General features: G+C 68.8%; 26 protein-coding genes. 5 read left to right on the forward strand and 21 right to left on the reverse strand.

The window, feature by feature from the left end:
• Positions 1 to 40 precede the first annotated feature (40 nt).
• The 4 genes from AC0VYD_RS17385 to AC0VYD_RS17400 all read right to left on the reverse strand — a co-directional run bounded on the left by AC0VYD_RS17385 (position 41) and on the right by AC0VYD_RS17400 (position 1872).
• A complete protein-coding gene (locus AC0VYD_RS17385; protein WP_475476574.1) occupies positions 41 to 655 on the reverse strand; it encodes a Fic/DOC family protein in 615 nt (204 codons plus the stop codon).
• Positions 630 to 830 carry an antitoxin VbhA family protein gene (locus tag AC0VYD_RS17390; protein ID WP_475476575.1) on the reverse strand — a complete coding sequence of 67 codons (201 nt, stop codon included), beginning with the start codon at positions 828 to 830 and terminating at the stop codon, positions 630 to 632. The genes AC0VYD_RS17385 and AC0VYD_RS17390 overlap by 26 nt, the downstream gene beginning before the upstream one ends.
• Before the next feature lie 92 nt (positions 831 to 922).
• A complete protein-coding gene (locus tag AC0VYD_RS17395) occupies positions 923 to 1087 on the reverse strand; it encodes a DUF397 domain-containing protein (RefSeq protein WP_475476576.1) in 165 nt (54 codons plus the stop codon).
• On the reverse strand, positions 1084 to 1872 hold the full coding sequence (locus tag AC0VYD_RS17400) for a helix-turn-helix domain-containing protein (RefSeq protein WP_475476577.1): 789 nt from the start codon (positions 1870 to 1872) through the stop codon (positions 1084 to 1086). Before AC0VYD_RS17400 ends, AC0VYD_RS17395 begins: the two co-directional genes overlap by 4 nt.
• Before the next feature lie 98 nt (positions 1873 to 1970).
• Here AC0VYD_RS17400 and AC0VYD_RS17405 point away from each other — a divergent pair, with 98 nt between their 5' ends.
• Both AC0VYD_RS17405 and AC0VYD_RS17410 read left to right on the forward strand, forming a co-directional pair.
• Entirely contained in the window at positions 1971 to 2258 is a 288-nt protein-coding gene (locus tag AC0VYD_RS17405; RefSeq protein ID WP_475476578.1) for a hypothetical protein, read from the forward strand.
• Positions 2258 to 2473 carry a helix-turn-helix domain-containing protein gene (locus AC0VYD_RS17410; protein WP_475476579.1) on the forward strand — a complete coding sequence of 72 codons (216 nt, stop codon included), beginning with the start codon at positions 2258 to 2260 and terminating at the stop codon, positions 2471 to 2473. The genes AC0VYD_RS17405 and AC0VYD_RS17410 overlap by 1 nt, the downstream gene beginning before the upstream one ends.
• Before the next feature lie 92 nt (positions 2474 to 2565).
• Here the strand turns inward: AC0VYD_RS17410 and AC0VYD_RS17415 are convergent, their stop codons facing one another.
• The 14 genes from AC0VYD_RS17415 to polA form a co-directional block, all read right to left on the reverse strand.
• Positions 2566 to 2967 (reverse strand): hypothetical protein, encoded by a 402-nt coding sequence (locus AC0VYD_RS17415; protein WP_473038916.1) that lies wholly within the window; start codon positions 2965 to 2967, stop codon positions 2566 to 2568.
• Entirely contained in the window at positions 2964 to 3923 is a 960-nt protein-coding gene (locus tag AC0VYD_RS17420; RefSeq protein ID WP_191272154.1) for a ParA family protein, read from the reverse strand. Before AC0VYD_RS17420 ends, AC0VYD_RS17415 begins: the two co-directional genes overlap by 4 nt.
• A gap of 291 nt (positions 3924 to 4214) precedes the next feature.
• Positions 4215 to 5237, reverse strand: a complete 1023-nt coding sequence (locus AC0VYD_RS17425; RefSeq protein ID WP_475476580.1) for a site-specific tyrosine recombinase XerD — start codon at positions 5235 to 5237, stop codon at positions 4215 to 4217.
• Positions 5230 to 5898: an NUDIX domain-containing protein gene (locus AC0VYD_RS17430; RefSeq protein ID WP_475476581.1), complete on the reverse strand. Its 669-nt coding sequence runs from the start codon at positions 5896 to 5898 to the stop codon at positions 5230 to 5232. Before AC0VYD_RS17430 ends, AC0VYD_RS17425 begins: the two co-directional genes overlap by 8 nt.
• A 47-nt stretch (positions 5899 to 5945) precedes the next feature.
• Positions 5946 to 7586, reverse strand: coding sequence for a CTP synthase (locus AC0VYD_RS17435; RefSeq protein ID WP_475476582.1), 1641 nt, complete (start codon positions 7584 to 7586; stop codon positions 5946 to 5948).
• Positions 7587 to 7961: 375 nt separating this feature from the next.
• Positions 7962 to 8885, reverse strand: coding sequence for a hydroxymethylglutaryl-CoA lyase (locus tag AC0VYD_RS17440; RefSeq protein ID WP_475476583.1), 924 nt, complete (start codon positions 8883 to 8885; stop codon positions 7962 to 7964).
• A gap of 147 nt (positions 8886 to 9032) precedes the next feature.
• Positions 9033 to 10028 carry a GNAT family N-acetyltransferase gene (locus AC0VYD_RS17445; protein ID WP_191272163.1) on the reverse strand — a complete coding sequence of 332 codons (996 nt, stop codon included), beginning with the start codon at positions 10026 to 10028 and terminating at the stop codon, positions 9033 to 9035.
• Positions 10029 to 10366: 338 nt separating this feature from the next.
• A complete protein-coding gene (locus AC0VYD_RS17450) occupies positions 10367 to 10810 on the reverse strand; it encodes a DUF3060 domain-containing protein (protein WP_475476584.1) in 444 nt (147 codons plus the stop codon).
• 181 nt (positions 10811 to 10991) lie between these two features.
• Complete coding sequence (gene uvrB, locus AC0VYD_RS17455) at positions 10992 to 13088, reverse strand: excinuclease ABC subunit UvrB (protein WP_191272167.1); 2097 nt, start codon at positions 13086 to 13088, stop codon at positions 10992 to 10994.
• Positions 13089 to 13244: 156 nt separating this feature from the next.
• The gene (coaE, locus tag AC0VYD_RS17460) at positions 13245 to 13847 is read right to left on the reverse strand and encodes a dephospho-CoA kinase (protein WP_475476585.1); all 603 of its coding nucleotides are present in this window, start codon (positions 13845 to 13847) and stop codon (positions 13245 to 13247) included.
• A gap of 32 nt (positions 13848 to 13879) precedes the next feature.
• Positions 13880 to 14377: a GNAT family N-acetyltransferase gene (locus AC0VYD_RS17465; protein WP_475476586.1), complete on the reverse strand. Its 498-nt coding sequence runs from the start codon at positions 14375 to 14377 to the stop codon at positions 13880 to 13882.
• Between the two features lie 169 nt (positions 14378 to 14546).
• Positions 14547 to 16046, reverse strand: a complete 1500-nt coding sequence (gene rpsA, locus AC0VYD_RS17470; RefSeq protein ID WP_473038907.1) for a 30S ribosomal protein S1 — start codon at positions 16044 to 16046, stop codon at positions 14547 to 14549.
• A 458-nt stretch (positions 16047 to 16504) separates the two neighbouring features.
• A complete protein-coding gene (arfB, locus tag AC0VYD_RS17475) occupies positions 16505 to 16948 on the reverse strand; it encodes an alternative ribosome rescue aminoacyl-tRNA hydrolase ArfB (RefSeq protein WP_475476587.1) in 444 nt (147 codons plus the stop codon).
• Positions 16949 to 16978: 30 nt separating this feature from the next.
• Positions 16979 to 19741 carry a DNA polymerase I gene (gene polA / locus AC0VYD_RS17480; RefSeq protein ID WP_475476588.1) on the reverse strand — a complete coding sequence of 921 codons (2763 nt, stop codon included), beginning with the start codon at positions 19739 to 19741 and terminating at the stop codon, positions 16979 to 16981.
• A gap of 117 nt (positions 19742 to 19858) precedes the next feature.
• Between polA and AC0VYD_RS17485 the strand changes: the two genes are divergently transcribed.
• The 3 genes from AC0VYD_RS17485 to AC0VYD_RS17495 all read left to right on the forward strand — a co-directional run bounded on the left by AC0VYD_RS17485 (position 19859) and on the right by AC0VYD_RS17495 (position 23494).
• On the forward strand, positions 19859 to 20287 hold the full coding sequence (locus AC0VYD_RS17485; protein ID WP_475476589.1) for a PaaI family thioesterase: 429 nt from the start codon (positions 19859 to 19861) through the stop codon (positions 20285 to 20287).
• A gap of 413 nt (positions 20288 to 20700) precedes the next feature.
• The gene (locus AC0VYD_RS17490) at positions 20701 to 21963 is read left to right on the forward strand and encodes an ABC transporter substrate-binding protein (protein WP_475476590.1); all 1263 of its coding nucleotides are present in this window, start codon (positions 20701 to 20703) and stop codon (positions 21961 to 21963) included.
• Positions 21964 to 22264: 301 nt separating this feature from the next.
• Entirely contained in the window at positions 22265 to 23494 is a 1230-nt protein-coding gene (locus tag AC0VYD_RS17495; protein WP_475476591.1) for an ABC transporter substrate-binding protein, read from the forward strand.
• 73 nt (positions 23495 to 23567) lie between these two features.
• Here the strand turns inward: AC0VYD_RS17495 and AC0VYD_RS17500 are convergent, their stop codons facing one another.
• Genes AC0VYD_RS17500 through AC0VYD_RS17510 form a run of 3 tightly spaced genes read right to left on the reverse strand, consistent with a single transcriptional unit; the run spans position 23568 to position 26272 of the window.
• On the reverse strand, positions 23568 to 24416 hold the full coding sequence (locus AC0VYD_RS17500) for an ABC transporter ATP-binding protein (RefSeq protein WP_475476592.1): 849 nt from the start codon (positions 24414 to 24416) through the stop codon (positions 23568 to 23570).
• Positions 24409 to 25290, reverse strand: coding sequence for an ABC transporter ATP-binding protein (locus AC0VYD_RS17505; RefSeq protein ID WP_475476593.1), 882 nt, complete (start codon positions 25288 to 25290; stop codon positions 24409 to 24411). The genes AC0VYD_RS17500 and AC0VYD_RS17505 overlap by 8 nt, the downstream gene beginning before the upstream one ends.
• On the reverse strand, positions 25280 to 26272 hold the full coding sequence (locus AC0VYD_RS17510; protein ID WP_475476594.1) for a branched-chain amino acid ABC transporter permease: 993 nt from the start codon (positions 26270 to 26272) through the stop codon (positions 25280 to 25282). The genes AC0VYD_RS17505 and AC0VYD_RS17510 overlap by 11 nt, the downstream gene beginning before the upstream one ends.

The following is a 26272-nucleotide window of genomic DNA, read 5'->3' on the forward strand; positions in this document are numbered from 1 at the left end:
ACCCGGGTGGGTAATCACGACGCGAGGCACCGACACCACGTCAGAAGACAGGGGTCCGCTGCACTATGCGTCCGAACATCTCCCTCAGCGGACCGAGATCCTGACTCACCGCTGCGATTCGGCACGCCTCGTCGTTGATCTCACCTCGCACCGGTTCCCAATCCAGAATCCATCCGGCATCGGCGGCCACCCGGTCCCAGAAGACGCGTTGGACACGCCCGTTGCCCTCCCGGAACGGGTGCACGTGATTCCAATCGTCGTAGTGGATCGCCAGGCGGCCGATGAAGTGTCCGCGACTGAGGCCCCGAAGCATCGCGTCTTCCCGAAGTTTCCGCGCACAGTACATGGCGGCAGCCTCGATCTGGCGCCACGGTAGGAAGAAGACGTTTCCATCACCAGGCTTGCTGATGTCAACCGTACGAGGCTCGCCAGCCCACTCGTAGACGTCCTGGAACAGCTGGCGATGGATGGCACACAGCTCAGCCAGGTCACCGGTCGGTTCCGGAGGACTCTCGAAAAGCTGCACTCGGCGGGCGAACGAAAGGTCACCCTCAACGAGATCGAGGGTGACCTTGTCCTTCGCGCCGATCAGATTTTTGAGGACACCGGTCTCAGGGTCCAGGTAAGGGTCAAAGGCCATGACGGGCGCGGGCACGCTCCACCAAGTCGTCGGCGGTGAGACCGCCCTGCACGTAAAGCTCAGCATCGTGGCGGGTCGGGGCGGTGACAGTCAGCCCTTCCATCTCGCCGCTGTGGATCGCCTGCCGCACGACGAACTCGCGCTCGGCTTCCGTCGTGCTCAGTGTCGTCAGGGTAGTGCCCGTGGCCATACGTGCTCCTTCGGTCCGCCACCCCGAGTCTACCCGTTGATGACCAGCTCCACGCTGTGACATGGGAACCAAGGGCCTCGTTCACCTGGCGCTCAGCGCGCCACGCCAAGCAGCGCCTGCCACTCGCCAGCGGAAAACGACAGCGTCGCCGTCTCGCGGTGCTGGGTGTCTCGGACCAGCGTGTTGGAACCTTCCTTGACCTCCACACAGTGAGAGCCGTCGTTGCTATATGTGCTCTTGTGGAAACCGTCGGTCATCGAAGCAATCCTTCCAACAGCGTCGCGGACTCGCTACGGGGAGAGGCAAGCCCGATCAAATCCCGTACGAAGGACTCTACCGTTTCAGCCTCCCCTGGTTTCTCCAGAAGAACATTCCCGCTGACGTGGTCAGACGCCGCTACGGTCTTGCCCTCCGCCAGTCGGTACAGCTGCATCGAAGACGACACCGACAGGACCGGCGTGTATTCGGGAATCAGGTAGACGACCAGGCGACCCCGTTCCAAGTGACGCAACAAGTGCTTGACCTGGTCATCCCTGACCACGCGGGGCAGATGAAGGATCGCGTGGATGGGGAAGACCGCCGTGATCAGCGGGTCATTCCTCTTGGTCAGCGAGGCGTATCGGGAGAACCGCAGTTGCGCGAGCCGGTCCACCTCATCGTCTGCTGCGGACGGGCGGCCAGCGCGAAACACCGCGCGCGCATACTCCAAAGACTGAACCAACCCAGGCACCATCGAAACCGACACCGTGTCGATGGAAACCGCGCGCTCTTCCCTCGCACCAGGGGAGCGCATCCACGGGGGCAGACCTTCCCTGCAGGCGTCCTCCCATTCAGCGATCAGGCGTCCGCGCGCCCCTAGCACTTTGTCCAGCTTCTCCGCGTCCGCGCGAACCGGTACAGCGTGCTCGTTCTCCCACCTGGACAGTGTCGAGATCGCGAAGTTCGTCAAAGACGAGAACTTTCGCAGGGTATATCCCGCTTGCTTGCGTTCGTACTTCAGGTACGCGCCGAAGCTTGGAGCAACAGGGGGTTGTTCGCTCATGTTCCCAAAGCTACCGAGAATGTTCCGCAGCTTGTTATGTCTTTAGGGATACAGGTCACTTGCTATGGAACATGGCTGTTGGCAGCCACGGTGGATTCATGCACGAATCCGAACAGCGCGGAACAGGCATACTCCGACGAATCAACCCCATGCAGCTGCTCTCCGATGCCTTCGGGGAGCGCCGCATCCTCCGCTACTCCGAAGGCCCCACCCTCGTCGTCAACGACCCCTACCTTCGGCAGAAGGTCGAGGTCATGTGGACCAGTAAGGGCTACTGCTGGACCTCTCCCAGCGGCGACCTCTGCTCCGGGGACCCGGGGCACGTGGCGGACGTGGTGCACCAGATCATCCGTCAGTACGCGGGGATCCACCTGGAGGACCGCTGATGATCATCGACAGCCGCGAAGACCTCATGGAGACCCACCGGGAGATGTACTTCAGCACCGGAGAAGCAGCGCGCGTACTCAAGCTCAGCCCGACCACGGTCAAGCGGCTGGAGAGCAACGGGCGGCTCCCCGCGTTGAAGAACCACAACGGGTGGCGGTTCTTCAACGCGGGGGACGTCTACGACTGCCTCGACAAGCTCGGGGCCGGGAAATGACACAAGGGTGTCACCGGCTCGGACCGGCCGGTGACACCCTCGGTCTCCCGCCCCGGTCCGTGTCCGCTCCCCTAGCGGTCGGACCGGGGTACTCATTCCTCACTCAGCCGACGCACCAGCATGCTGCTCGAACCGTGCTCCTCGAAGTCGGCCAGCAGCACGGCGACGGCCTCGCGTACGAGGCGGCCGCGGTCGGCCGACAGCCCGTGCTCCGCGCGGAGCGAGAGCCTGGTCTGTTCCAGGGCCAGCAGTTCGGGCCCCGAAACGTAGACGGTGATCTTCTCGTCGTGGCGCTGGCGCCCGCTCGGTTTCGGCGCACGGCGCACCTTGGTCCTGCCGCGGCTGTTCGGCTTGCGCGCGGGCCGCTCCGACGGAGTCTCGGCCGTCCCCTGTCGGTCCTGTTCCGGTACCTGGTACTGGCGTTCGGTCTCGCCCAGCTCCTCCTCGGAGCCGGAGGGGCGGAAGAACAGTTCGTCCGCCCCGGGTAGCGTCACGCGCCGTGACCGCTGAGAGGCCACCTCGCCAGCACCTCCTTGGCCAGGGACCGGTAGGCGTTGGCCCCGGCCGAGGACGAGTCGAACCTGGTGATCGGTTCCCCCGCCACAGTGGCGTCCGGAAAACGCACGGTGCGGTTGATCACCGTGCCGTAGACCTTGTCCCCGAACCCGTCCACGATCGTGGACAACACCTCGCGGGCGTGCAGGGTGCGCGGGTCGTACATGGTGCCGAGGAAACCGTCGATCACCAGGTCCTCGTTGAGCCGCTCCTGCACCTTCTGGATCGTGTCCATCAGGAGGGCGACACCGCGCAGCGCGAAGAACTCGCACTCCAACGGCACGATGACCCCGTCCGCCGCGGTCAGCGCGTTGACGGTGAGCAGGCCCAGCGACGGCTGGCAGTCGATGAGGATGACGTCGTAGTCGTTGATGACCGGACGCAGCGCGCGTCCCAGCATCTGCTCACGTGCCACCTCCCCGACCAGCTGCACCTCGGCCGCGGACAGGTCGATGTTGCTCGGGATGAGGTCCAGTCCGTCGATGTCCGTCTTGAGCAGGACGTCCTCGACCGTCACGTCGCGCTGCATGAGCAGGTTGTAGACGGTCAGGTCCAGCTCGCGCGGGTCCAGCCGCCCCAGACCCACCGACAGCGCGCCCTGCGGGTCGAAGTCGACCAGCAGCACCCGTCTGCCGTACTCGGCGATGGCCGCACCGAGGTTGATGGTGGTGGTGGTCTTACCGACCCCACCCTTCTGATTACAGAGTGCTACAATCCGTGCCGGGCCGTGTTCGTCGAGCGGTGCTGGCTCCGGATATGTCCGCTCGGGTCTCTTGGTGTGCAGATCCGCCCCCGTGTTGCGTGTCGTCCCCCAGGGGTTGCTCACCGGATCGGCGAGGTCCCCCTCACCGACGGGTGCGGTGTTCGCCGCCTCGTCGTACTCCGACCAGTTCACAACCCTTGACCTCCCCCACGGACCGGCCACGGCCCGATGGGACTGCTGACGCCTCCCACGACTGGCCGCCGTCGGAAACTCAATATGTCGACAGCAACGTACCTCTGTGCGGCGACTCTAGAACGACGACACGGCGCACTTCAACATGATCAGACGAGGATTCCCCCGCCTGCACAACCGGGAGGAACCGCTCGCACGTACCCTGCCTTCTCGTAGGAGAAGGGTACACACGGCGCACGTCGGACTCGCCCCGAACGCTTCCCCGCTCCCCCTGTCACCAGGGCCCTGCCCTCACCCCGAGCCGCCGTCGGCCCACCGCGCCCGGGGGTGGCTGGAGGCGTACACCTCGCGCAGCCGCTCCACCGTCACCAGCGTGTAGACCTGGGTGGTGGTGACCGAACTGTGCCCCAGCAGCTCCTGCACGACCCGGATGTCGGCGCCGCCGTCCAACAGGTGGGTGGCGAAGGAGTGCCGCAGGGTGTGCGGGGAGACGCCCTCGACCCCCGCCCGTGCGGCCGCCGCGGACAGCAGCGCCCACCCGCCCTGGCGGGTCAACCGGCCACCGCGCGCGTTCACGAACAGGGCGGGACCGCCCCGGCCCGACGCGGCCAGGGCCGGGCGTACCAGGGTCAGGTACCCGCCCAGGGCCCGCCGCGCGTAGGAGCCCAACGGGACCAGGCGTTCCTTACCGCCCTTGCCGCGGAACCGCACCAACCCGACCGCGCCGCCGGCGTCCGCCGCGTCCACCGCCTCCGCGACGTCGTCCACGTCCAGCCCCACCGCCTCCGAGACACGCGCCCCGGTGCCGTAGAGCACCTCCAACAGGGCGCGGTCACGCTGGGCCAACAGATCGGCCCGCGCGGCCGAGGCCGGAGCGTCCGCCGGGCCCGCCGCCTCCAACAACCGCTCCACCACCTCCAGGGGAGCCGCCTTGGGCAACCGCATCGGCGGCACCGGAGGCGTCACGTCCACGGCCGGGTCGACGGCCGCCCACCCCTCCCGCACCGCGAACCGGTGCAGCCCGCGCACCGCGGCCAGGGCCCGGCCGGCCGAGGCCGCGCCCAACGGGGCGTGCTCCTCGTCGCCCTCGCGCAGCGCGCCCAGGTACGCCCCGACGTGCCCCGGACAGACCTGCGCCAGCTCGGTGAGCCCCTGGTCCTCCAGGTAGCCGACATAACGGCAGAGGTCACGGCGGTAGGCCAGCAGGGTGTTGTCGGCCAGGGCCCGCTCGGCGCCCAGATGGTCCAGGAACGCGTCTCGTACACGCCACAGCGGGCCCGCCCCGGGTTCGGTCCGCACCATCGGGTCAGGCATCCGCAGCCACGGGCAGGGAGGCGAACCCGTCCTGGGCCGCCGTGTGCGCGGCCAGGATCCCGATGATCGTCGCCCCGTTGTGCAGGCGCCCCTCCAGGACCGCGCGTACCGCCTCCGGCAGCGGCAGCCACTCGGCGGCGAGGTCGGTCTCCTCGTGTTCGCGCACGAAGCCGACCTCTTCCTCGGGTACCTCGGTCAGGTCCCGGGCGAGGAAGATGTGAATGCGCTCGTCGGAGAAACCGGGGCTGGGGAAGAAGTCGGGAAGTTCGTGCCAGGTCCCGGCGCGCAGCGCGGACTCCTCCAGCAGTTCCCGCCGGGCGGTGGCCAGGGGCCCCTCGCCCGCGCCGTCGATGAGCCCGGCGGGCAGCTCCCACAGGGTGTGCTGGGTGGGGTGCCGGTACTGGCGCTGCAGCAGCACGCGCCCGGCCGAGTCCAGGGCCACGACCGCCGCCGCACCGGGATGGTCCATGTAGTCGCGGGCGGCCAGACTCCGCCCCTCACCGTTGGCCCCGGGCATCTGCACCCAGTCCGTGCGCATTCCGCACTTGGCGCCGGTGAACCGCTCCTCGGTGCGCTCCACCGGCCACGACGCGGGGGCGTCCGCGACCTTCGCGTACGCCCCCGTCGTTTCGGCGGTGACCGGGCGGGTGTGGTTGGCCATGCGGCCCCTCTCAGGCTCGGGCCCCGCCCGCCCGGCCCCTGCCCCCGTCAGGAGAGCCTGTGCTCCAGCGAGGCGGAGATCAGACCGCGGAAGAGCGGGTGCGCGTTGGTCGGACGGGAGCGCAGCTCCGGGTGCGCCTGCGTCGCAACGAAGAACGGGTGCGCTTCCCGGGGCAGTTCCACGTACTCCACCAGCTTGCCATCCGGGGAGAGGCCGGAGAACACCAGGCCCGCCTCCTCCAGCTTGGACCGGTAGGCGTTGTTGACCTCGAACCGGTGCCGGTGGCGCTCGGACACCTGCGCGGCGCCGTCGTACAGGTCCCGCACCAGGGTGCCCTCGCCCAGGGACGCCGGGTACATGCCCAGCCGCATGGTGCCGCCCATGTCGCGGTCGCCGGAGACCACGTCGGCCTGGTCGGCCATGGTCGCGATGACCGGCTCGGCGGCCTTGTCGTCGAACTCGGTGCTGTTGGCGCCCTCCAGTCCGAGCACGTTGCGCGCGTACTCGATGACCAGGCCCTGCAGGCCCAGGCAGATTCCCAGCAGCGGCACCCCGTTCTCGCGGGCGTAGCGGATAGCGCCGAGCTTGCCCTCGATACCGCGTACACCGAAGCCGCCCGGGATGAGGATGCCGTCGGCGCCGTCGAGCTCGGAGGCCGCACCCGAGGGGCTGGCGCAGTTGTCACTGGCCACCCAGCGGATGTTCACCCGGGTGTCGGTGGCGAAACCGCCCGCGCGCAGGGCCTCGCTGACCGACAGGTAGGCGTCGGGCAGGTCGATGTACTTACCGACCATGGCGATGGTGACCTCGTGGTCGGGCTGGTGCACGCGACGCAGCAGCTCGTCCCACTCGGTCCAGTCCACGTCCCGGAAGGGCATGCCCAGACGGCGGACGACGTAGGCGTCCAGGCCCTCGCGGTGCAGGACCTTGGGGATGTCGTAGATGGAGGGGGCGTCGGGGGTGGAGACCACGCCCGCCTCGTCGACATCGCACATGAGACTGATCTTGGCCTTCAGGCTCTGCGTGATGGGGCGGTCCGAACGGCACACGATGGCGTCGGGCTGGATACCGATGCTGCGCAGGGCGGCGACCGAGTGCTGGGTCGGCTTGGTCTTCATCTCCCCGGCCGGGCCGAGGAACGGGATGAGGGAGACGTGCAGGAAGAAGCAGTTCTCCCGGCCGATCTCGTGCCGGATCTGGCGGACCGCCTCGAGGAAGGGCTGCGACTCGATGTCGCCGACCGTGCCGCCGATCTCGGTGATGACGATGTCGACGTCGGGGGCGTCCATCGCGTAGATGCGCGACTTGATCTCGTTGGTGATGTGCGGGATGACCTGCACGGTGTCACCGAGGTAGGCGCCCTGGCGCTCCTTGGCGATCACACTGGAGTAGATCTGCCCGGTGGTGACGTTGGCCGAGGCGGACAGCTCGACGTCGAGGAAGCGCTCGTAGTGGCCCACGTCCAGGTCGGTCTCGGCACCGTCGTCGGTCACGAAGACCTCGCCGTGCTGAAAGGGGTTCATCGTCCCCGGGTCCACGTTGAGGTAGGGGTCCAGCTTCTGCATGGTGACCCGAAGGCCCCGCGACTTCAGGAGTCGGCCCAGGCTGGAGGCGGTCAGGCCCTTACCAAGACTGGAGGCGACGCCGCCAGTAACGAAAAGGTGCTTGGTACTCGCGGCGGATGCCAAAGTGTTGCTCCCGTGGTTTGAGTGGCTACGGCGGGCTCGGACGAGCTGAGCGGCCGTGCGGCGGTCCGGTTCCGGTCGGCGGCTGTGCCGTTCCGATACGTCGGACTCCACGGGGCACCAGGATAACAGGCCCTCCGTTCGCCCACACCCGGGAACGCCTTTTCCCGGTCCGCTGTTCCCGGTCCCCACCTGCACGGTTGCCGCAAAGCCCTGTTATCGGGCCGGTCCGGGCCCCGCGGCACCGATCCGCGTGGCGAAGGCAACAGCACCCTCCGACGCCGCCGGACACCGGCGACGGGGACGCGGTGGTGATGAACGACCGCCCCCGCCCCTCCCGCCGGAAGGACGGCCGACCCCTTCGGGGCCCGACCGCGCTCAGGCGGGGAAGGAACCCGCCCGGCCCAGGTAGGCGGGCGGCTGCTTGCCCAGGCGCTCACCCATCCAGTCGCCCAGGGCGGCCGCACCGGCCAGGCTCACCCCGGTACGCAGCCCGCTGCGGTGCAACATGTACAACAGGTCCTCGGTGGCGATGTTGCCGGTGGCGGCCGGGGCGAAGGGGCAGCCGCCGAAACCGCCCAGGCTGGAGTCCAGTACCCGGACCCCCTCCTCCACCGCGGCGAGCGCGTTCGCGTAACCGGTGTTACGGGTGTTGTGGAAGTGACAGCGCAGGGTACGCCCGCCCGCCACCTCCGCCGTGCGGCGCAACAGGTCCCGCACCTGGGCGGGCACCCCGACCCCGATCGTGTCGGCCAGCGCGACCTCCACCGCGCCCGTGTCCGCGATCCGGCGCACGACCTCCACGACCCGCTCCGGCGCGACCTCACCGTCGAACGGACACCCGAAGGCGGTGGAGACGGTGACGCTCAGCGGAACACCCGTCCCGGCCAGCTCCCGGTCCATCTCGGCCACCGAGTCCAGCATCTCGTCGACCGTGCAGCCCTGGTTACGGGTACAGAAACCGTCGGTGGCCGGCACCGCCACGTTGACCTCGGACACCCCGGCCGCCAGCGCCCGGTCCAGGCCGCGCCGGTTGAGAGCCAACCCGATGAAGGACACCCCGGGCTCACGCCCGAGCTCGGCCATGACCTCCTCGGCCCCGGCCATCTGCGGCACCCGCCTGGGGTTGACGAAACTGACCGCCTCGATCCTGCGCACCCCGGCGGCCACCGCACGCCCGATCAGCTCGACCCGTTCCCCGACCGACAGCACGGTGGCCTCGTTCTGGAGGCCGTCCCGCGGCCCCACCTCCACGATCTCCACCTGCTCGGCACCCTCGGGCCCACGGTCGTCCGCGGTCATCGGCTCCACCTCTCCACGCCCCGTCGCGTCTGCGCGCCCAGGCTAACGGAGCCCGGGGTGACCCCGGTCACCGGGTGAGCCGCCGCCAGTCGCCGCCGACCCCCCGCGATCCGCGCACGACACCCCCCAGCGGGGCTCAGACGGGCGTCAGCGCAACGCCAGGGCGGGGCGGACCTCCCAGGTCGTCCAGACCGGCCGGTAGCCCATACGGTGCCAGAACGGCCCGGAGAGCGGGTTCATCGCCGCGTAGTTGAGCACGGACACCCCCACCCCGTGGCTGTCCAGGGCCTGGTGCGCCTGGCTGACCAGGGCGGTGCCGATCCCGTGGCCGCGCTCGGCCGCCGACACCACGCCGTAACCGATGTGCGCGATCGGGCGCGCCCTGACCAGGGACTTCGCCCAACGGGAGCGTTCGGGCGGCGACACCCACAGCAGGCCCACGGCCCGGCCCCGGCGCTCGGCCAGCCAGATCCACGAGCGCGAACGGTTGAGCGCCCGAGCGGCGACCTTGCGGGTCTGCTCGGCGGTGTCGGGCTGCAGGAACACACCGCCGAAGTGCTGTTCGTAGCGGTGCTCCTCCATCAGCAGCCCCACCACCTGGGTCAGGTCACCGATGTCGGCCAGCCGGATCGCCACGTCGCGCGGCGGCAGCGACGGCGGCACCCCGCGTCGGCGCTGCCGGGCGGCGAGCACGGTGTAGGGCTGCAGCCCGTGCCGCTGCAACGGGATGATGCCCTCGACGTCCCGTGCGGGCCAGCTCACCAGTGCCGCAGACTCCGAACCGGTGCCGGTGGGCAGGTCCTCCAGCTGGTCGCGCCAACTGGTCAGCAGCGAGTCCAGGGCCCGGGCGGGCTCGGGGCCGCCGACGATGGGGGTGAGCCAGTGCTGGTCGGGGACGCCCCAGATCCGGCCGACCTCGCCCGGCTGGTACCAGGTGTAGTGCATACTGCCCGCCGCGACGGTACGGCCGTCCTCGTCGCTGACGGTCAGGAGCGGATAGGAGTTGGGGGCGAACCCCACGGGTTCGGGCAGCAGGGGGTCCGACTCCGCCCAACGCTGGGCGGCGGAACGCACCAACGGGTCGAGTCCGACGTCGCCTCCGGGCGACTCGTCGTGTCGCACCCGCGCGACATAACCGCTCATCCACCCCTCCCCTAGCGGGTCCTTCGTCAAGCGCACGCCCTCGGTCCCACCCGGACCGGGCCGACCGGCGGACGCGGTTGCGCCGCGGTGTGCCCTCACGGTCTGGTGCCGTCTCCGAACGCACGGTGTGGCGGCGAAATCGACCGTACCGCCTCACAGCGGTACAGGTGAACGGAAGCGGCAAAAGGAGGACCCAGGCAACGTGGCCCGTCCCTTCCGCACAATCCGTGCGGAAGCGGATGGACGCGCACCACGGTAACGGATCGGAGGCCGCTCTCAGGTGGCGGGGCGGCAGATCCGCCGACGCGGACCGCAGCGCGGGCGCCCGGCGCACCGGTTCAGCGCAGGGCGGTGCCGCCCTCGCTGACGGTGGTGTTGCGCCCCTGGTTGATCACCTCGGGGTCGCCGGAGGCGAAGGAGACCTGGTTGTCCACGCCCACGAGGACGATCTTCTCCGCGGCGCCCACCTCGACGACGGAACCGCGTCCGGTGGCGCGCACCAGCCCGCACTCCCCGTCCAGAACCACCGTGGCGTCGTCTGCGGAGACCACGACCTCCCGGTTCGCGCACTCGTCGTGGACGTCCGCGCCGTCCTCCGCTATCACTATGACCTCGTCGTTGGTGACGCTGACCTCGGGATCCCGCTCGTCCCGGCCCCGATCCGGGCCAGGGGTGTGCACGACCTCCACCGGCTCGCCGCGGTCCGGACCGAGTCCGCACCCGGCCCCCAGGAACCCGACCAGCACCGCTCCCCCGGCAGCACCCAGCAGCCGACCGACCATGGACTCCCCCACACCTCAAAAAAGGCAAAAGCGACATACGTCTTACGCAGAGCACAAGAGTATGTCACGCGAAGGTAACTACGCGACACAAACGTTCTGTGATCGTTCCTGTTCCGATACCTTGCGGGGGAGGGTCACGAGGGCCCCCGCACCCGGAACCCCGCTCCGGCAGGCACTGGCGTCACTTCACCCCGGCGGCGTCCATCCCCCGCAGCTCCCGCTTCAACTCACCGATCTCGTCCCGCAACCGGGCCGCCAGCTCGAACTGCAGGTCGGTCGCGGCCTGGTGCATCTGCTCACTCAACTGCTCGATGAGTCCGGCCAGCTCCGCCCGCGGCATGCCCGACACGTCCGCGCGATCGCCCAGTGCGGGCACCGGCGCCTTCGCGGACCTCCCGCCGCCCTGGCGGTACCCCGTCGACATGAGCTCCTCGGTGTCCACGTCCTCCCGGTTCAGGGTGTCCAGGATGTCCGCGATCTGCTTGCGCAGCGGCGTCGGGTCGATCCCGTGCTCGGCGTTGTACGCCAACTGCTTGTCCCGGCGCCGGTTGGTCTCCTCGATCGCCGCGCTCATCGAGTCGGTGACGTTGTCCGCGTACATGTGCACCTGGCCGGCCACGTTACGCGCCGCCCGGCCGATCGTCTGGATCAGCGAGGTCTCCGAACGCAGGAAACCCTCCTTGTCCGCGTCCAGGATCGCCACCAGCGACACCTCCGGCAGGTCCAGGCCCTCACGCAGCAGGTTGATCCCCACCAGCACGTCGAACTCACCCACGCGCAGCTCACGCAACAGCTCCACCCGGCGCAGGGTGTCCACCTCGCTGTGCAGGTACCGCACCCGGATCCCCAGCTCGGCGAAGTAGTCGGTGAGGTCCTCCGCCATCTTCTTCGTCAGCGTGGTGACCAGAACCCGCTCCGAGCGCTCGGCCCGCTCCCGGATCTCGTGCACCAGGTCGTCGATCTGCCCCTCGGTCTGCTTGACCAGGACCTCCGGGTCGACCAGCCCGGTCGGCCGGATGACCTGCTCCACCACGTCCCCGCCGCTCTGCCGGAGCTCGTACTTGCCCGGCGTCGCCGACAGGTAGACCGACTGCCCGATCCGCTCCGTGAACTCCTCCCACTTCAGCGGCCGGTTGTCCATCGCCGACGGCAGCCGGAAGCCGTGGTCCACCAGGGTTCGCTTGCGCGCCGCGTCACCCTCGTACATCGCACCGATCTGCGGCACCGTCACGTGCGACTCGTCCAGGACCAGCAGGAAGTCCTCGGGGAAGTAGTCCAGCAGCGTGTTGGGCGCGCTGCCCGGGTCACGGCCGTCGAAGTGCCGCGAGTAGTTCTCGATCCCCGAACACGTCCCGAGCTGGCGCATCATCTCCAGGTCGTGGGTGGTGCGCATCCGCAGCCGCTGCGCCTCCAGCAGCTTGCCCTGGCCCTCCAGCTCGGCCAGGCGCTCGCCCAGCTCCGCCTCGATCGTGCCGATCGCCCGCTCGGTCCGCTCCTCGCCGGCCACGTAGTGCGAGGCGGGGAAGATGAACATCTCCTGGCTCTCCCCCAGCACCTCGCCGGTCAGCGGGTGCAGCGTCAGCAACCGCTCGATCTCGTCACCGAACATCTCGATGCGGATCGCCAGCTCCTCGTACACCGGGATGATCTCGACCGTGTCCCCGCGCACCCGGAACGTCCCCCGGGTGAACGCCATGTCGTTGCGCGTGTACTGCATCTCCACCAGGCGGCGCAGCAGCTCGTCCCGGTCCACCTCCATGCCGACGGCCAGCTGGGCCATCCGGTCCACGTACTCCTGCGGGGTGCCCAGGCCGTAGATGCACGACACGGACGCCACCACGATCGTGTCCCGCCGGGTCAGCAGAGAGTTGGTCGCCGAGTGCCGCAACCGCTCCACCTCGTCGTTGATCGACGAGTCCTTCTCGATGTAGGTGTCACTCTGCGGGACGTACGCCTCGGGCTGGTAGTAGTCGTAGTAGGAGACGAAGTACTCGACCGCGTTGTTCGGCAGCATCTGCCGCAGCTCGTTGGCGAACTGCGCGGCCAGGGTCTTGTTGGGCTGCATGACCAGGGTGGGCCGCTGCAACTGCTCCACCGTCCAGGCCACCGTCGCCGTCTTGCCGGTACCGGTGGCGCCCAGCAGCACGGTGTGCTCGTCGCCCTCACGCACCCGCCTGGAGATCTCCGCGATCGCCTTCGGCTGGTCCCCCGCCGGCGTCATCTCCGAGATGACCTCGAAGGGTGCCTCACTGCGTTTGATGTCGCTGACCGGTCGCACTTGCCCTCTTCTCCCATCGAACGTCGGGCCCGCCCCCACGTGTGCCCCTCCACCCAACGCTACCGACCGCCCACGACATCCCCGCCGGGGCGAAGTCCGTCGGGCCGACGTCAGAAGGACCCCCTGCTCCCAACGCCGCGGAGAGCAGGGACGCGGCTAACCGGCGCGGTCCAGGAGCCAGCGCCACAGCTCGGCGACCCGTTCGGCGAGCTCCTCGCGGGTCCCGGAGTTGTCCACCACGAAGTCGGCGGCGGCCAACCGGGTCTCCCGGCCGGCCTGGGCGGCGATCCGGGACCGCACCTGATCGCGCGGCATCCCCCGGTCCCGGGAGACCCGCTCGACCCGTGTCAGGTCCGGGGCGTCCACCACGACCACCACGTCGTACAACGACTCCAGGCCGTTCTCCACCAACAGGGGCACGTCGTAGACCACGACCCTGGCGTCGGAGGCCAGCGCCTGCTCCATCAGCTGGCCGCTGCGCTCCGCCACCCGGGGGTGGACGATCTCGTTGAGCCTGGCCAGCCTGTTCTCGTCAGCGAAGACGACCTCACCCAGCTTGGGCCGGTCCAACCGCCCCTCGGGGGTGAGCACCCCCTCGCCGAACTCGGCGACCACCTCCGCCAGCCCCGGGGTACCCGGTTCGACGACCTCCCGAGCGATGGCGTCGGCGTCGATCACCACCGCGCCGTAGTCGGACAGCGCGGACGACACCGCGCTCTTACCCGAACCGATCCCACCGGTGAGTCCCACTTTCAGCATGGCCAAACCCTAGAGGTCGGACGAGGCCACCGTCACGCCGACCCCACGCTCACCTCGTCCAACTCCTTACGCATGTGCACCAGCACCAGGTGGTCGGCCACCCGTTCCCGATGCGTCTCGGCGTAGCCCAGCGCCCGGTACAGGCGCTGGTTCTGCGCGCTCTGCGCCCCGGTGAACAGGGTCAGCGCCCTCAGGTCCGGCCTGCGCGCCCGCAGGTCCCCCTCCACCCGGTTCAGCAGCGCCCGCGCTATGCCGCGGCCGCGCAGGTCGGGGGCGACCACGAGACGGCCCACCACCCCGGTGGTGTCGGTGGTCCCCGCCCGCACCGCCCCGACCAGGCGGTGCCCCGCCAGGGCCTTGAGCACCAGGGTTTCCTCGTCGGCCAGGAGCCTCTCGATCCGGGACAGCCCCTCGGTGAGCGGGAGGATGAACGGGTCCCCGTACGCCTGGGCCTCGTCGACGTAGGCGGCGCGCTGCAGGGTGAGGATCTCACCGGCGTCGCCCGGAACGGCCGGGTGGATGTCGAACACTTCGCCTCCTGGACAGGCCCCCGCCCTCAGGGGACTCAGCAGCACCCTAGGGCATGTCCGGCGGACACCGCCCCGGCGAGCCCCGGACACGGCGAGGGGCCGCCCCCACCAGTGGTGGGAACGGCCCCTCGAACAACCGTCACCCGGGCCGGAGCCCGGTGAGGAGGCTTTAGGCCTCGCCGCCCGCGAGCTTCTCGCGGAGCGCGGCCAGCGCCTCGTCAGAGGCGAGCGCGCCGCTGGTGGACTCGGAGCTGGCCGACGAACCGCCGGTGCTCTGGCCGCCACCGGTGTGGTCGTCCTCTTCCTCCTCCGGAGCAGGCGCGTTGGCGGCGTCGGCCTCGGCCGCCAGCGCCTCCTCGACCTGCTTGCGGTGAGCCTCGAAACGAGCCTGCGCCTCGGCGTAGCTGCGCTCCCACTCGTCCCGCTGAGCCTCGAAGCCCTCGAGCCACTCGCCGCTCTCGGGGTCGAAGCCCTCGGGGTACTTGTAGTTGCCCTGCTCGTCGTAGTCCGCGGCCATGCCGTACAGGGTGGGGTCGAAGTCCACCTGGTCGGGCGAGACGCTCTCGTTGGCCTGCTTCAGCGAGAGGCTGATACGACGGCGGTCGAGGTCGATGTCGATGATCTTGACGAAGATCTCGGTGCCGACCTGGACGACCTGCTCGGGCACCTCGACGTGGCGCTCGGCCAGCTCGGAGATGTGGACCAGGCCCTCGATGCCCTCCTCGACACGCACGAACGCACCGAACGGAACCAGCTTGGTGACCTTGCCGGGAACGACCTGGCCGATCTGGTGGGTCCGGGCGAACTGCTGCCACGGGTCTTCCTGGGTCGCCTTGAGCGACAGGGAGACGCGCTCGCGCTCCATGTCCACGTCGAGAACCTCGACGGTGACCTCCTGGCCGACCTCGACAACCTCGCTCGGGTGGTCGATGTGCTTCCAGGAGAGCTCGGAGACGTGCACCAGGCCGTCGACGCCACCCAGGTCCACGAAGGCACCGAAGTTGACGATCGAGGAGACGACGCCCTTGCGGATCTGACCCTTCTGGAGGGTGTTGAGGAACGTCTGGCGGACCTCGGACTGGGTCTGCTCCAGCCAGGCGCGACGGGACAGGACCACGTTGTTGCGGTTCTTGTCCAGCTCGATGATCTTCGCTTCGAGCTCGCGGCCGACGTAGGGCTGCAGGTCGCGCACACGGCGCATCTCGACCAGCGACGCGGGCAGGAAGCCGCGCAGGCCGATGTCGAGGATGAGGCCGCCCTTGACGACCTCGATGACGGTGCCGGTGACGACGCCGTCCTCTTCCTTGATCTTCTCGATCGTGCCCCAGGCCCGCTCGTACTGAGCGCGCTTCTTGGACAGGATCAGACGGCCTTCCTTGTCCTCCTTCTGGAGAACGAGGGCTTCGACCTGGTCGCCGACAGCAACGACCTCACCGGGGTCGACGTCGTGCTTGATCGACAGTTCCCGGGAGGGGATCACACCCTCGGTCTTGTAGCCGATGTCGAGCAAGACCTCGTCTCGATCGACCTTCACGATGGTGCCCTCGACAATGTCACCGTCGTTGAAGTACTTGATGGTCTCGTCGATCGCCGCGAGGAAGGCTTCCTCGGACCCGATGTCGTTGACCGCTACCTGGGGTGTCGAGGTGGCCTCGGTGCTGCTCGTCATTTGTGGGTGGACTCCGGATACGGACAGGTTCAGGAAATGGGCACGCCGCAGGTTCGAGCCCGTCGATCCGCCGTCCAGAAGTAAGAAGCGAGAGTCACATAACGGAACGAGCCGTCCGTGACCGCCAGCCGCCGGGTCCAGAGTGGAGACCGAAGCGGTGCAACCCTCCTGCCCCCTACGGAGACAGCAGACGCCCGCACGAACCCACAACGCTAACGTCAGAATATGAGACAAGGGCGTCCTGGTCAATCGGAACCCAGGACCGCCAACCCGACGAAGGCCGTAATGGCGGCAATTTACCCGAGCATGCCGGGGAAGATCAACTAGGTCCCCGCCCATGTCCGACAGGGCCTGACGCCCCGCGCGCGCCTCTCCGGCGGGGCCGGCCGGAGAGGCCCGGAAAAAAGTCGGCGGGAGGCTGCCCGGCCGTCGCCCGACAGCCCGCGGAAGGCCCCGCGTCAGTCCATCGGAGGGCGCGCGCGGGTCTTCTTGACGTCACTCCGGCGACGCTTGGCCTCCAACCGGCGCCGCTTCGCCGACCGGCTCGGCCTCGTCCTGCGGCGCTCGGGCGGCGGAGGCTCGATCGCCTCCGCCAGCACCCGGGCCAGGCGCTCACGCGCCTCCGCGCGGTTGCGGACCTGGGAACGGTGCGTCTGCACCGACACCGTCAGCACCCCGCCCACCAGACGGCCCGCCAGACGCTCCAGGGCACGCGCACGCCGCGTCGCCCCCAAGGCCCTGCAGGAGGCCACGTCCAACGACAGCGACACCCGGGTGTCCGAAGTGTTGACGTGCTGCCCGCCCGGCCCCGAGGACCGTGAGAACCGCCACGTCAACGCGTCAGCGGGAACGGTCACGGGCCCCACGGCCAAACCGCCCGCGGTCTCTTCCTGCCCCGTCACCGTTCCCACCTCCGTTTTCAGCGCCGGCGCCTAGTGCGCGGCGTCGTGCCAGTTCTGTCCGCTGCCGACCGAGACGCCCAGCGGAACACGCAGAGCATAGGCCGAGCCCATCTCGTGCGTCACGAGGTTTTCCACCGCCTCACACTCACCCGGCGCGACCTCCACCACGAGCTCGTCGTGCACCTGCAGCAGCACCCGGGACCCGTAACCGCCCTCGGTGAGCGCCGCGTCCACCTGGAGCATCGCCACCTTGATGATGTCAGCCGCCGACCCCTGGATCGGAGCGTTGAGCGCCATCCGCTCCGCCATCTCCCGACGCTGCCGGTTGTCACTCGTCAGGTCCGGCAGGTACCGGCGCCGCCCCAGGATCGTCTCCGTGTACCCCACCCGCCGGGCCTCGTCCACGACCGCGTTCAGGTAGTCGCGCACCCCGCCGAAACTCGCGAAGTAGTCCTCCATCAGCTTCTTCGCCTCGTCCGGGGCCACCCCCAGCTGCTGGGACAGCCCGTAGGCGCTCAACCCGTACGCCAACCCGTAGCTCATCGCCTTGATCCGGGAACGCGCCTCGCCGTCGACCTCGTCCACCGCGACGCCGAACACCTGGGCCGCCATCTGCGCGTGGAAGTCGTACCCGCTGTTGAACGCGTCGATCAGCGCCTGCTCCCCCGACAGGTGGGCCATGATGCGCAGCTCGATCTGGCTGTAGTCCGCCGTCAACAGCTCCTCGAAGCCCTCGCCCACCACGAACGCCCGCCGGATCCGCCGCCCCACGTCCGTGCGCACCGGGATGTTCTGCAGGTTCGGCTCGGTGGAACTGAGCCGCCCCGTCGCCGCCACCGTCTGGTTGAACGTGGTGTGGATGCGTTCGTCGTCCGCGACCGTCTTGATCAGACCCTCGACCGTGGTGCGCAGCTTCGTCTGGTCCCGGTGGTGCAACAGCACACCCGGCAGCTCGTTGTCGGTCTGCGTCGCCAGCCACGCCAACGCGTCCGCGTCGGTCGTGTACCCCGTCTTGATCTTCTTCGTCCTCGGCAGCTGCAGATCCTCGAACAGCACCTGCTGCAACTGCTTGGGCGAGCCCAGGTTGAACTCCCGCCCCACGACCTCGTGCGCACGCTCCACCGCACCGCGCGCCGCAGCGGCGAACTCCCCCTGCAAACCCTCCAGGTACCCGCGGTCCGCGGCGATCCCGGCCCGCTCCATCCGGGCCAGCACGTCCACCAACGGCAGTTCCACCCCGTGCAGCAGATGGGTGCCGCCCCGCTTGTCCAACTCGGCGGAGAGCACCCCGGCCAGGTCCCGGGTGGCCGCGGCCCGTACCGCCAGCCCGCGGCCGCGCCCGGTCTCGCCCTCCCCGCCCAGGTCCAGGGCCATCTGGGCGCCGTCGGTGTCCTCCTCCAGCTCCCGCCCCAGGTACTTGCGGCACAGGTCAGCCAGGTCGAACCGGCGCTGCCCCGGCTGCACCAGGTACGCCGCCAGGGCGGTGTCGCTGACCACCCCGCCCAGCGTCCAACCGTGCGCGCCCAGCGCCAGCAGCACACCCTTGTACTCGTGCACCGCCTTGGGCCGCTCCGGGTCGGCCAGGAAGGCCGCCAACGCCTCGGTGTCGGCCGCGTCCAACAGGACCGGGTCGACGAACAGGGCGTCCCCGCTCGGCACGGTGACCGCCAGCGCGTCCACCCGCCCGGTACCCCGGCCCCAGGCGCCGTCGACGGCCACCCCGGCCGGGGCCTCCTCCGTGAGCCCCCCGGCGGCGGCGTGCTCGGTGAGCCAGGCGGCCACCTGCCCCGTCCGAGCGACCGTCACCTCCACCGCGAAGCCCTCGGCCGCCCCGCCCGCCGACTCGTCCGCCGCACCGCCCTCGCCCGCGCGGATCGCCGCGTACAGGCGCTCACGCAGGTTGGAGGCGAACTCCAGGTTGTCGAAGAGCGCGTCGATACCCGCCCGGTCCGCCTCGCCCAACCCCAGCTCGGCCACGGCGGCGTCCAGTTCCACGTCGGTGGCCAACCGGTTCAGCCGCTGGTTGCGCAGCACGTCGTCCAGGTGGTCGCGGAAACTCTGCCCGGCCTTGCCCGGAACCTCGTCCGCCCGGGCCACCAGCTCGTCCAACGAACCGAACTTCGTGATCCACTTGGCCGCGGTCTTGGGGCCCACACCCGGCACCCCCGGAAGGTTGTCGGCCTTCTCCCCCACCAACGCCGCCAGATCCCGGTAGCGCTCCGGGGTGACGCCGTACTTGTCCTGGACCGCGGCCGGGTCCATCCGGCGCAGGTCCGACAGGCTCTTACCGGGGTAGAGCACCGTGCAGTCCTCGGTCACCAACTGGAAGGCGTCGCGGTCACCGGAGGCGATCAACACCTCCATACCCGCCTGACCGCCCTGGTGCGCGAGCGTGGCGATCACGTCGTCGGCCTCGAAACCCGGCGCCGACAGGTTCGTGACCCCGATCAACCGCATCAGGTCCTGGGTCAGCGGCACCTGCGAGGGGAACTCGGGCGGGGTCTCCGAACGGCCCCCCTTGTACTCGTCGTACTCCTCGTGCCGGAACGTGGGGCCCGACAGGTCCCACGCCACCGCCACATGGGTCGGCTCCTCCTCACGCAACAGCTTCACCAGCATCGACGCGAAGCCGTAGACGGCGTTGGTGGACTGCCCGGTACTGGTACCGAACTTCTCCACCGGCAGCGCGAAGAACGCGCGGAAGGCCATCGAATGGCCGTCCAGGAGGAGTAGGCGGGGGCGCCCGCCGCCGGCCTGGGATGTCTGTTCGGGGGTCTCTCGCTTGGTCACCACACAACGAATCCTAGGATGCGCTACAGACAGCCCGCGGCCATCACCACGGGAACACCCGCCCCGCCCCGACCGGTTCGACCGGATACGGGCCCACCTGACCGGATCGGAAGGCACACCATGACCACAGACGCCGACACGCTGCGCGAACTCCTCGACTCCGGAGCACTCGTCGGCGGACTGGGCAAACACATGGGCATCGAGATCACCGACGCCTCCCCCGAACGCGTCGTGGGCCGTATGCCGGTCGAAGGCAACCGCCAACCCTTCGGGCTCCTCCACGGCGGCGCCTCCTGCGTCCTCGCCGAGTCCCTGGGCTCCATCGGCTCCACCATCCACGCCCAACAGTTCGGCCGCGTCGCCGTGGGCATCGAGATCAACGCGACCCACCACCGGTCCGCCACCGAAGGCCACGTCACCGGGGTCGCCACCCCCGTCCACCTGGGCCGCACCCTCGCCACCTGGGACATCACCATCACCGACGACAACGGCAGGAAGGTGTGCACCTCCAGGCTCACCTGCATGCTGCGCGACGCACCCCAGAGCTGACCCCGGCCCGCACCACGAAACACAAGCCCCACTACAACACCGAACACACCACAGCTACGCCCAGCCCGGCCAACCAGCACCGGAGCCCGCCAGCACACCCGGGAGCTCGACGGCCGGGCTCCGCTGTGCCCGCCTCCCGCGACAGATTGCTGCCAACCGTGCACTAGCAGCACTCATTCGTCCAAACAACCGGCCGAAAAGCCCCGCCATGACCACAGCTTCATAACAGCACAGAGGCGAGTTGGCACCAACGCCCCTCTCCCACTTCCCGGAACGGAACTTCCGTGATTAAGCTCCGCTAACGCTCCTGATTAAGTCATGCCACACATCACGGGCATCAGGGAAGCACCAGCACCAACGACACGGCTGCACCGCACAGCGTGCAACGCCGGTTGAACGGAGTGACCACGATCATGGCAAGCAAGAAGGTCCTAGGACTCACTGCCGCAACCGCGGCCCTCGTAATGGGACTGACCGCGTGTGGCAACGGCGGCGGCGACAACGGAGGCGACGGAGGCGGCGACAACGGGGCAGCCGAGGAGTTCAACTTCGGCATCCTCTACCCGCAGACCGGCGCCCTCGCCTTCCTCGGCCCGCCCCAGATCAGCGCGGCCAAGTACGCCATCGACGAGATCAACGCCGCCGGCGGCATCCTCGGCACCGAGGTCCCCGCCATCACCGAAGGCGACGAGGCCGGCGACAGCGCCCAGGCCAACGAAGCCGCCAACAGCCTCGTCTCCTCCGGCGTCAACGCCGTCATCGGCGCCGCCGCCTCCGGCATGACCCAGGCGAGCTACGACACCATCACCTCCGCCGAGACCGTCCAGTGCTCCGGGTCCAACACCGCACCCGACCTGACCAACATCGACGACGGCGGCTACTACTTCCGCACCGCACCCAGCGACCTCCTCTCCGGCCCCGTCCTGGCCCGCCAGATGGTCGAGGAGGACGGCCACATCGACATCGCCATCATCGCCCGAGCCGACGACTACGGCGACGGCTACCTCGGCGCCGTCGAGGCCGAGGTCGAAGCCCTCGGTGCCAGCGTCACCACCACCGAGACCTACGACCCCGACTCCACCAACTTCGACTCGGTCGTCAACTCCGTCACCAGCGAGGACCCCGACGCGATCGCCCTCATCTCCTTCCAGGAGGGCGCCCAGGTCATCGCCGAACTCATCGAAGCCGGTGTCGAGGGCGACCAGCTCTACATCACCGACGGCCTCAACGACCCCGAACTCGGCAAGACCGTCAACGAGGACGACCCCGACGTCATCAACGGCATCACCGGAGTCGCCCCCGGCGCGGACAACCCCGAGTTCAACGAGGGCCTGCGCGAGTTCGACCCCGAACTCGAGGTCTTCCAGTTCTCCCCGCAGGTCTTCGACTGCGTCACCGCCATCGCCCTGGCGGCCGAGTCCGCCGGCTCCGTCGAAGCCTCCGACTACGTCGAGCACCTGCCCGAGATCAGCCGCCCCGAAGGCACCGAGTGCTCCAGCTTCGAGGAGTGCCGCGACCTCCTGGAGCAGGACGAGGCCATCGACTTCCAGGGCACCAGCGGCAACATCGACTTCGACGACAACGGTGACCCCACCTCCGCCACCTTCCAGGTCTTCCACTTCGGCGAGGACGGCCACGAAACCCTCGGCTTCGAGGAGTACTCCGTCAACGAGTAACACCGTCACCACCAGAGAACACCGCGTTCCCCGGTAGGAGACACCGTCAGCGGCACACACCGCACACACCGTCCGGGGGTGCGGGGCACACGCCCCGCACCCCCGGCTCTGTGCACACCACACCACGGCGGACCCACCGCCCCGGCACGGCCGCACCCCGCGCGCCGTGCCTCGTCGTATACACACCGGACGACACACCACGGCCCCGAACCGGCCCCGGCCGCCACCCGCGCGCCCCCTCCCCCGACACCCGTCCACCGCCCCCTGCACCGGGCACCTCCCGAACGGACCCGACACCACCATGCCAACCCACAAGGCCCTCACCCTGACCGCGGCCGCCCTCACACTCACCCTCACCCTCACCGCCTGCGGAGAGAGCGACGGCACCGACCCCGACGACAACACCTTCACCTACGGCCTCCTCTACCCCCAGAGCGGTTCCCTCGCCTTCCTAGCCCCACCCCAGATAGCAGCGGTCGAATACGCGATCTCCGAGATCAACGCCGCCGGCGGCATCCTCGGCACCGAGGTCCCCCCACCCCGCGAAGCCGACGAGGCCGGAGACACCGCACGGGCCAACGAAGCCGCCAACACCCTCGTCTCCTCCGGCGTCAACGCCGTCATCGGCGCCGCCGCCTCCGCCATGACCCAGGCCAGCTACGACACCATCACCAGCAGCCGAACCGTCCAGTGCTCCGGGACCAACACCTCACCCGAACTGAGCAACATCGACGACGGCGGCTACTACTTCCGCACCGCACCCAGCGACCTGCTCGCCGGCCCCGTCCTCGCCCAACAGATCATCGAAGACGGCCACAACGACATCGCCGTCATCGCCCGCGCCGACGACTACGGAACCGGCTACCTCAACGCCGTCCAGGCCGAACTCGCCGCCATGGGCGCCAACGTCACCATCACCGAGACCTACGACCCCGACGCCACCAACTTCGGCGCCGTCATCAGCTCCGTCGCCACCGTCAACCCCGACGCCGTCACCCTCATCTCCTTCCAGGAGGGCACCCAACTCATGGCCGCCCTCCTCGAAAGCGGAATCGAAAGCCAGTTCTACCTCACCGACGGCCTCAACGACCCCGAACTCGGCACCACCCTCGGCGCCGCCTCCTCCGACGCCATCAACGGCACCACCGGAGTCGCCCCCAGCGCCGACAACCCCGGCTTCAACGACGGCCTGCGCGAGTTCGACCCCGGACTCGAGGTGTTCCAGTTCGCCCCGCAGGTCTTCGACTGCGTCACCGCCATCGCCCTCGCCGCGGAATCCGCCGGATCCACCGCCCCCGCCGACTACGTCGAACACCTGCCCGAGATCAGCCGCCCCGACGGCACCGAATGCTCCACCTTCGAGGAGTGCCGCGACCTCCTCGACCAGAACCAGAGCATCGACTACCAGGGCAGCAGCGGCAACATCGACTTCGACGACAACGGAGACCCCACCTCCGCCACCTTCGAGATCTTCCACTTCGGCCCCGGCGGCTACGAGATCCTCGACTACGTCGAGTACACCACCGGCTGAGCCGCCCGCCCGGGACCAGAACACGACAAAGGGGGCGAGGCCCCACGGGCCCCGCCCCCGACACACACCCGGATCAACCCTTCGCGAGCGTCCCCAGGTACAACTCGATCACGTTCGGATCGTTCAGCAGGTCCGCACCCGTACCCGTGTACGCGTTGCGGCCCTGGTCCAACACGTAACCGCGATCACAGATCTGCAGACAACGACGCGCGTTCTGCTCCACCATGACCACCGAAACACCCGTGGAGTTGACCTCCTTCACCCGCTGGAAGACCTCCTCCTGGTAGATCGGCGACAACCCCGCCGTGGGCTCGTCCAGAAGCAGCACCGACGGATCCATCATCAGGGCCCGGCCCATGGCCACCATCTGACGCTCACCGCCCGACAGCGAACCGGCCTTCGCCCTACGGCGCTTCCCCAACAACGGGAACAGCTCCGAGACCACGGCGAACCGCTCAGCGAACGTCCTCGGCCGCAGGAAAGCCCCCATCTGGAGGTTCTCCTCGATCGTCAACGACGGGAACACGTTCCGCGTCTGCGGAACGTAGCCCACGCCCCGCTCCACCAACGAGTGCGCCGCCAACCCCGCGATACTCGAACCCCGCAGCGTCAGACCGCCCCCGCGCACCGGAATCAACCCGAAGATCGTCTTGATCAGAGTCGACTTCCCCGCACCGTTGGGCCCGATGATCGCCACGACCTCACCCTCGGTGAGCGTCAGGGTGCACCCGTTCAGGATGTTCACCCCCGGCACGTAACCGGCCACGATGTCCCTGGCCAACAGCAGGTAGTCCTCCGGACCACCCACCTCGGCGGTCTCGGCCACCGCGTGCTCCAGGAACTCCTCACGGTGCTCCTGGAAGACCTCGGCCTCCGGCACCTCCTCCGGGCCCGGACGCGGCCCACCGCTCTCCTCACTCATCGCCACTCCCCCGGACCTCGTCCTCGACCTCCTGGACACCCAGGTAGGCATCGATCACCTGCTGGTTGGACCGGATGTCCGAAGGAGAACCCTCCGCGATCACCTGCCCCTGCGCCAACACCACGATCCAGTCGCTGATCCCCATGATCACGTCCATGTCGTGCTCGACGAACAGCACCGTCTTGCCCTCGTCACGCAACGACGTGATGTGGTGCAGCAACGACTGCACCAACGCCGGGTTCACACCCGCCATCGGCTCGTCCAACATGATCATGCTCGGATCGGTCATCAGCGCACGGGCCATCTCCAACAGCTTGCGCTGACCACCCGACAACGAACCCGCCATGTCCTGACGCTTGTCGACCAGCTTGAACCGCTCCAGCAGCTCCATCGCCCGGACCGTGTTCGCCTTCTCCTGACGGCCCCACACCGGACGGAGGAACGCCCCGGCCATCCGCTCGCCCACCTGGCCCTGAGCACCCAACAACATGTTGTCGAGCACCGTCATCCGGGTCAGCGCCTTGGTCAACTGGAAGGTCCGCACCATCCCGGCACGGGCCACCCGGTGACCCGGACGGCCGTTGACCGGCCGCCCCTCGAACGACCACCGGCCACCGTCCACCCGGTCGAAACCGGTCAACAGGTTGAACAGCGTCGACTTACCCGCACCGTTCGGACCGATCAGCGCCGTGATCGTCCCCCGCTGCACCTCGAGGTGCCCCACGTCCACAGCGGTCAGACCACCGAACGAACGCCGCACACCGTCAGCCACCAGGATCGGATCCGACTTCGCCGAACCCGGCTCCGGAACCGCCCCGGCCATCCGATCGACCACGGCACCCGCCCCGGAGGCGTCCATCTCGTCACTTGACATTGACCAACATCTCCTTGCGGTCACCGATCAGACCCTGCGGCCGGAAGACGATCAACAGCACCAGCATCACGCCGACGAACGCCAACTGGATCGCACCGTAGTCCGGGCCCGACAGGAACGGCAGGTACCCCTCACGGCCCAGCCCCCGCAGGAAGCCGTCCGTGAAGCTCATCAGGAACCAGAACGCCATCGAACCCACGATCGGCCCGAGCACGCGCCCAGCCCCGCCCAACAGCAGGATCACCCACAGGAAGAACGTCACCTGCGGCTTGAACTGGTCCGGCTGGATCGCGGCCTGGTGCACCGCCAGCATGCAACCCGCCAGCGCACCGATCAGACCACCCAGGACCAGGGCCTGCATCTTGTAGGCGAACGCGTTCTTACCGAGGCTGCGCACGGCCTCCTCGTCCTCACGGATGCCCTTCACGACACGGCCCCACGGGCTGTGCATCAGCAACCAGGTCAGCAGCGCCGTCAGCGCCACCAGACCCCACGTCACCGTCATCACCCACATGTGGTTGCCGCTGAACGAGAACCCGCCGAACCCGTACCGCTCACCCGGGTCGAAGAACACGTTCCAGGTACGGAACTCACCGGACAGGTTCTGCAGGCCGTACACACCCTTGGTCAACGGCTCCGCGAACCCCGCCCGGTACACCAGGCGCAACACCTCGGCCGCCGCGATCGTCGTGATCGCCAGATAGTCCGCCCGCAACCGCAGCGTCGGAACACCCAACAGCAGCGCCAGCACCACGGCACAGGCCAGCCCCGTCAGGAACCCGACCAGCAGCGGCAACTCGAACACCGAAACACTGATACCCACGCCGTAGGCGCCCACCAGCATGAACCCGACCTGGCCGAAGTTCAGCAACCCCGTGTAACCGAAGTGCATGTTCAGACCGATCGCGGCCAACGCGTAGATCGCGGCCACCGGACCCACCGCGGATCGGGCGGACTCGGCGAGGATCAAGAAAATATCCAT

It is taken from the genome of Nocardiopsis sp. iso_40 (assembly GCF_056173285.1).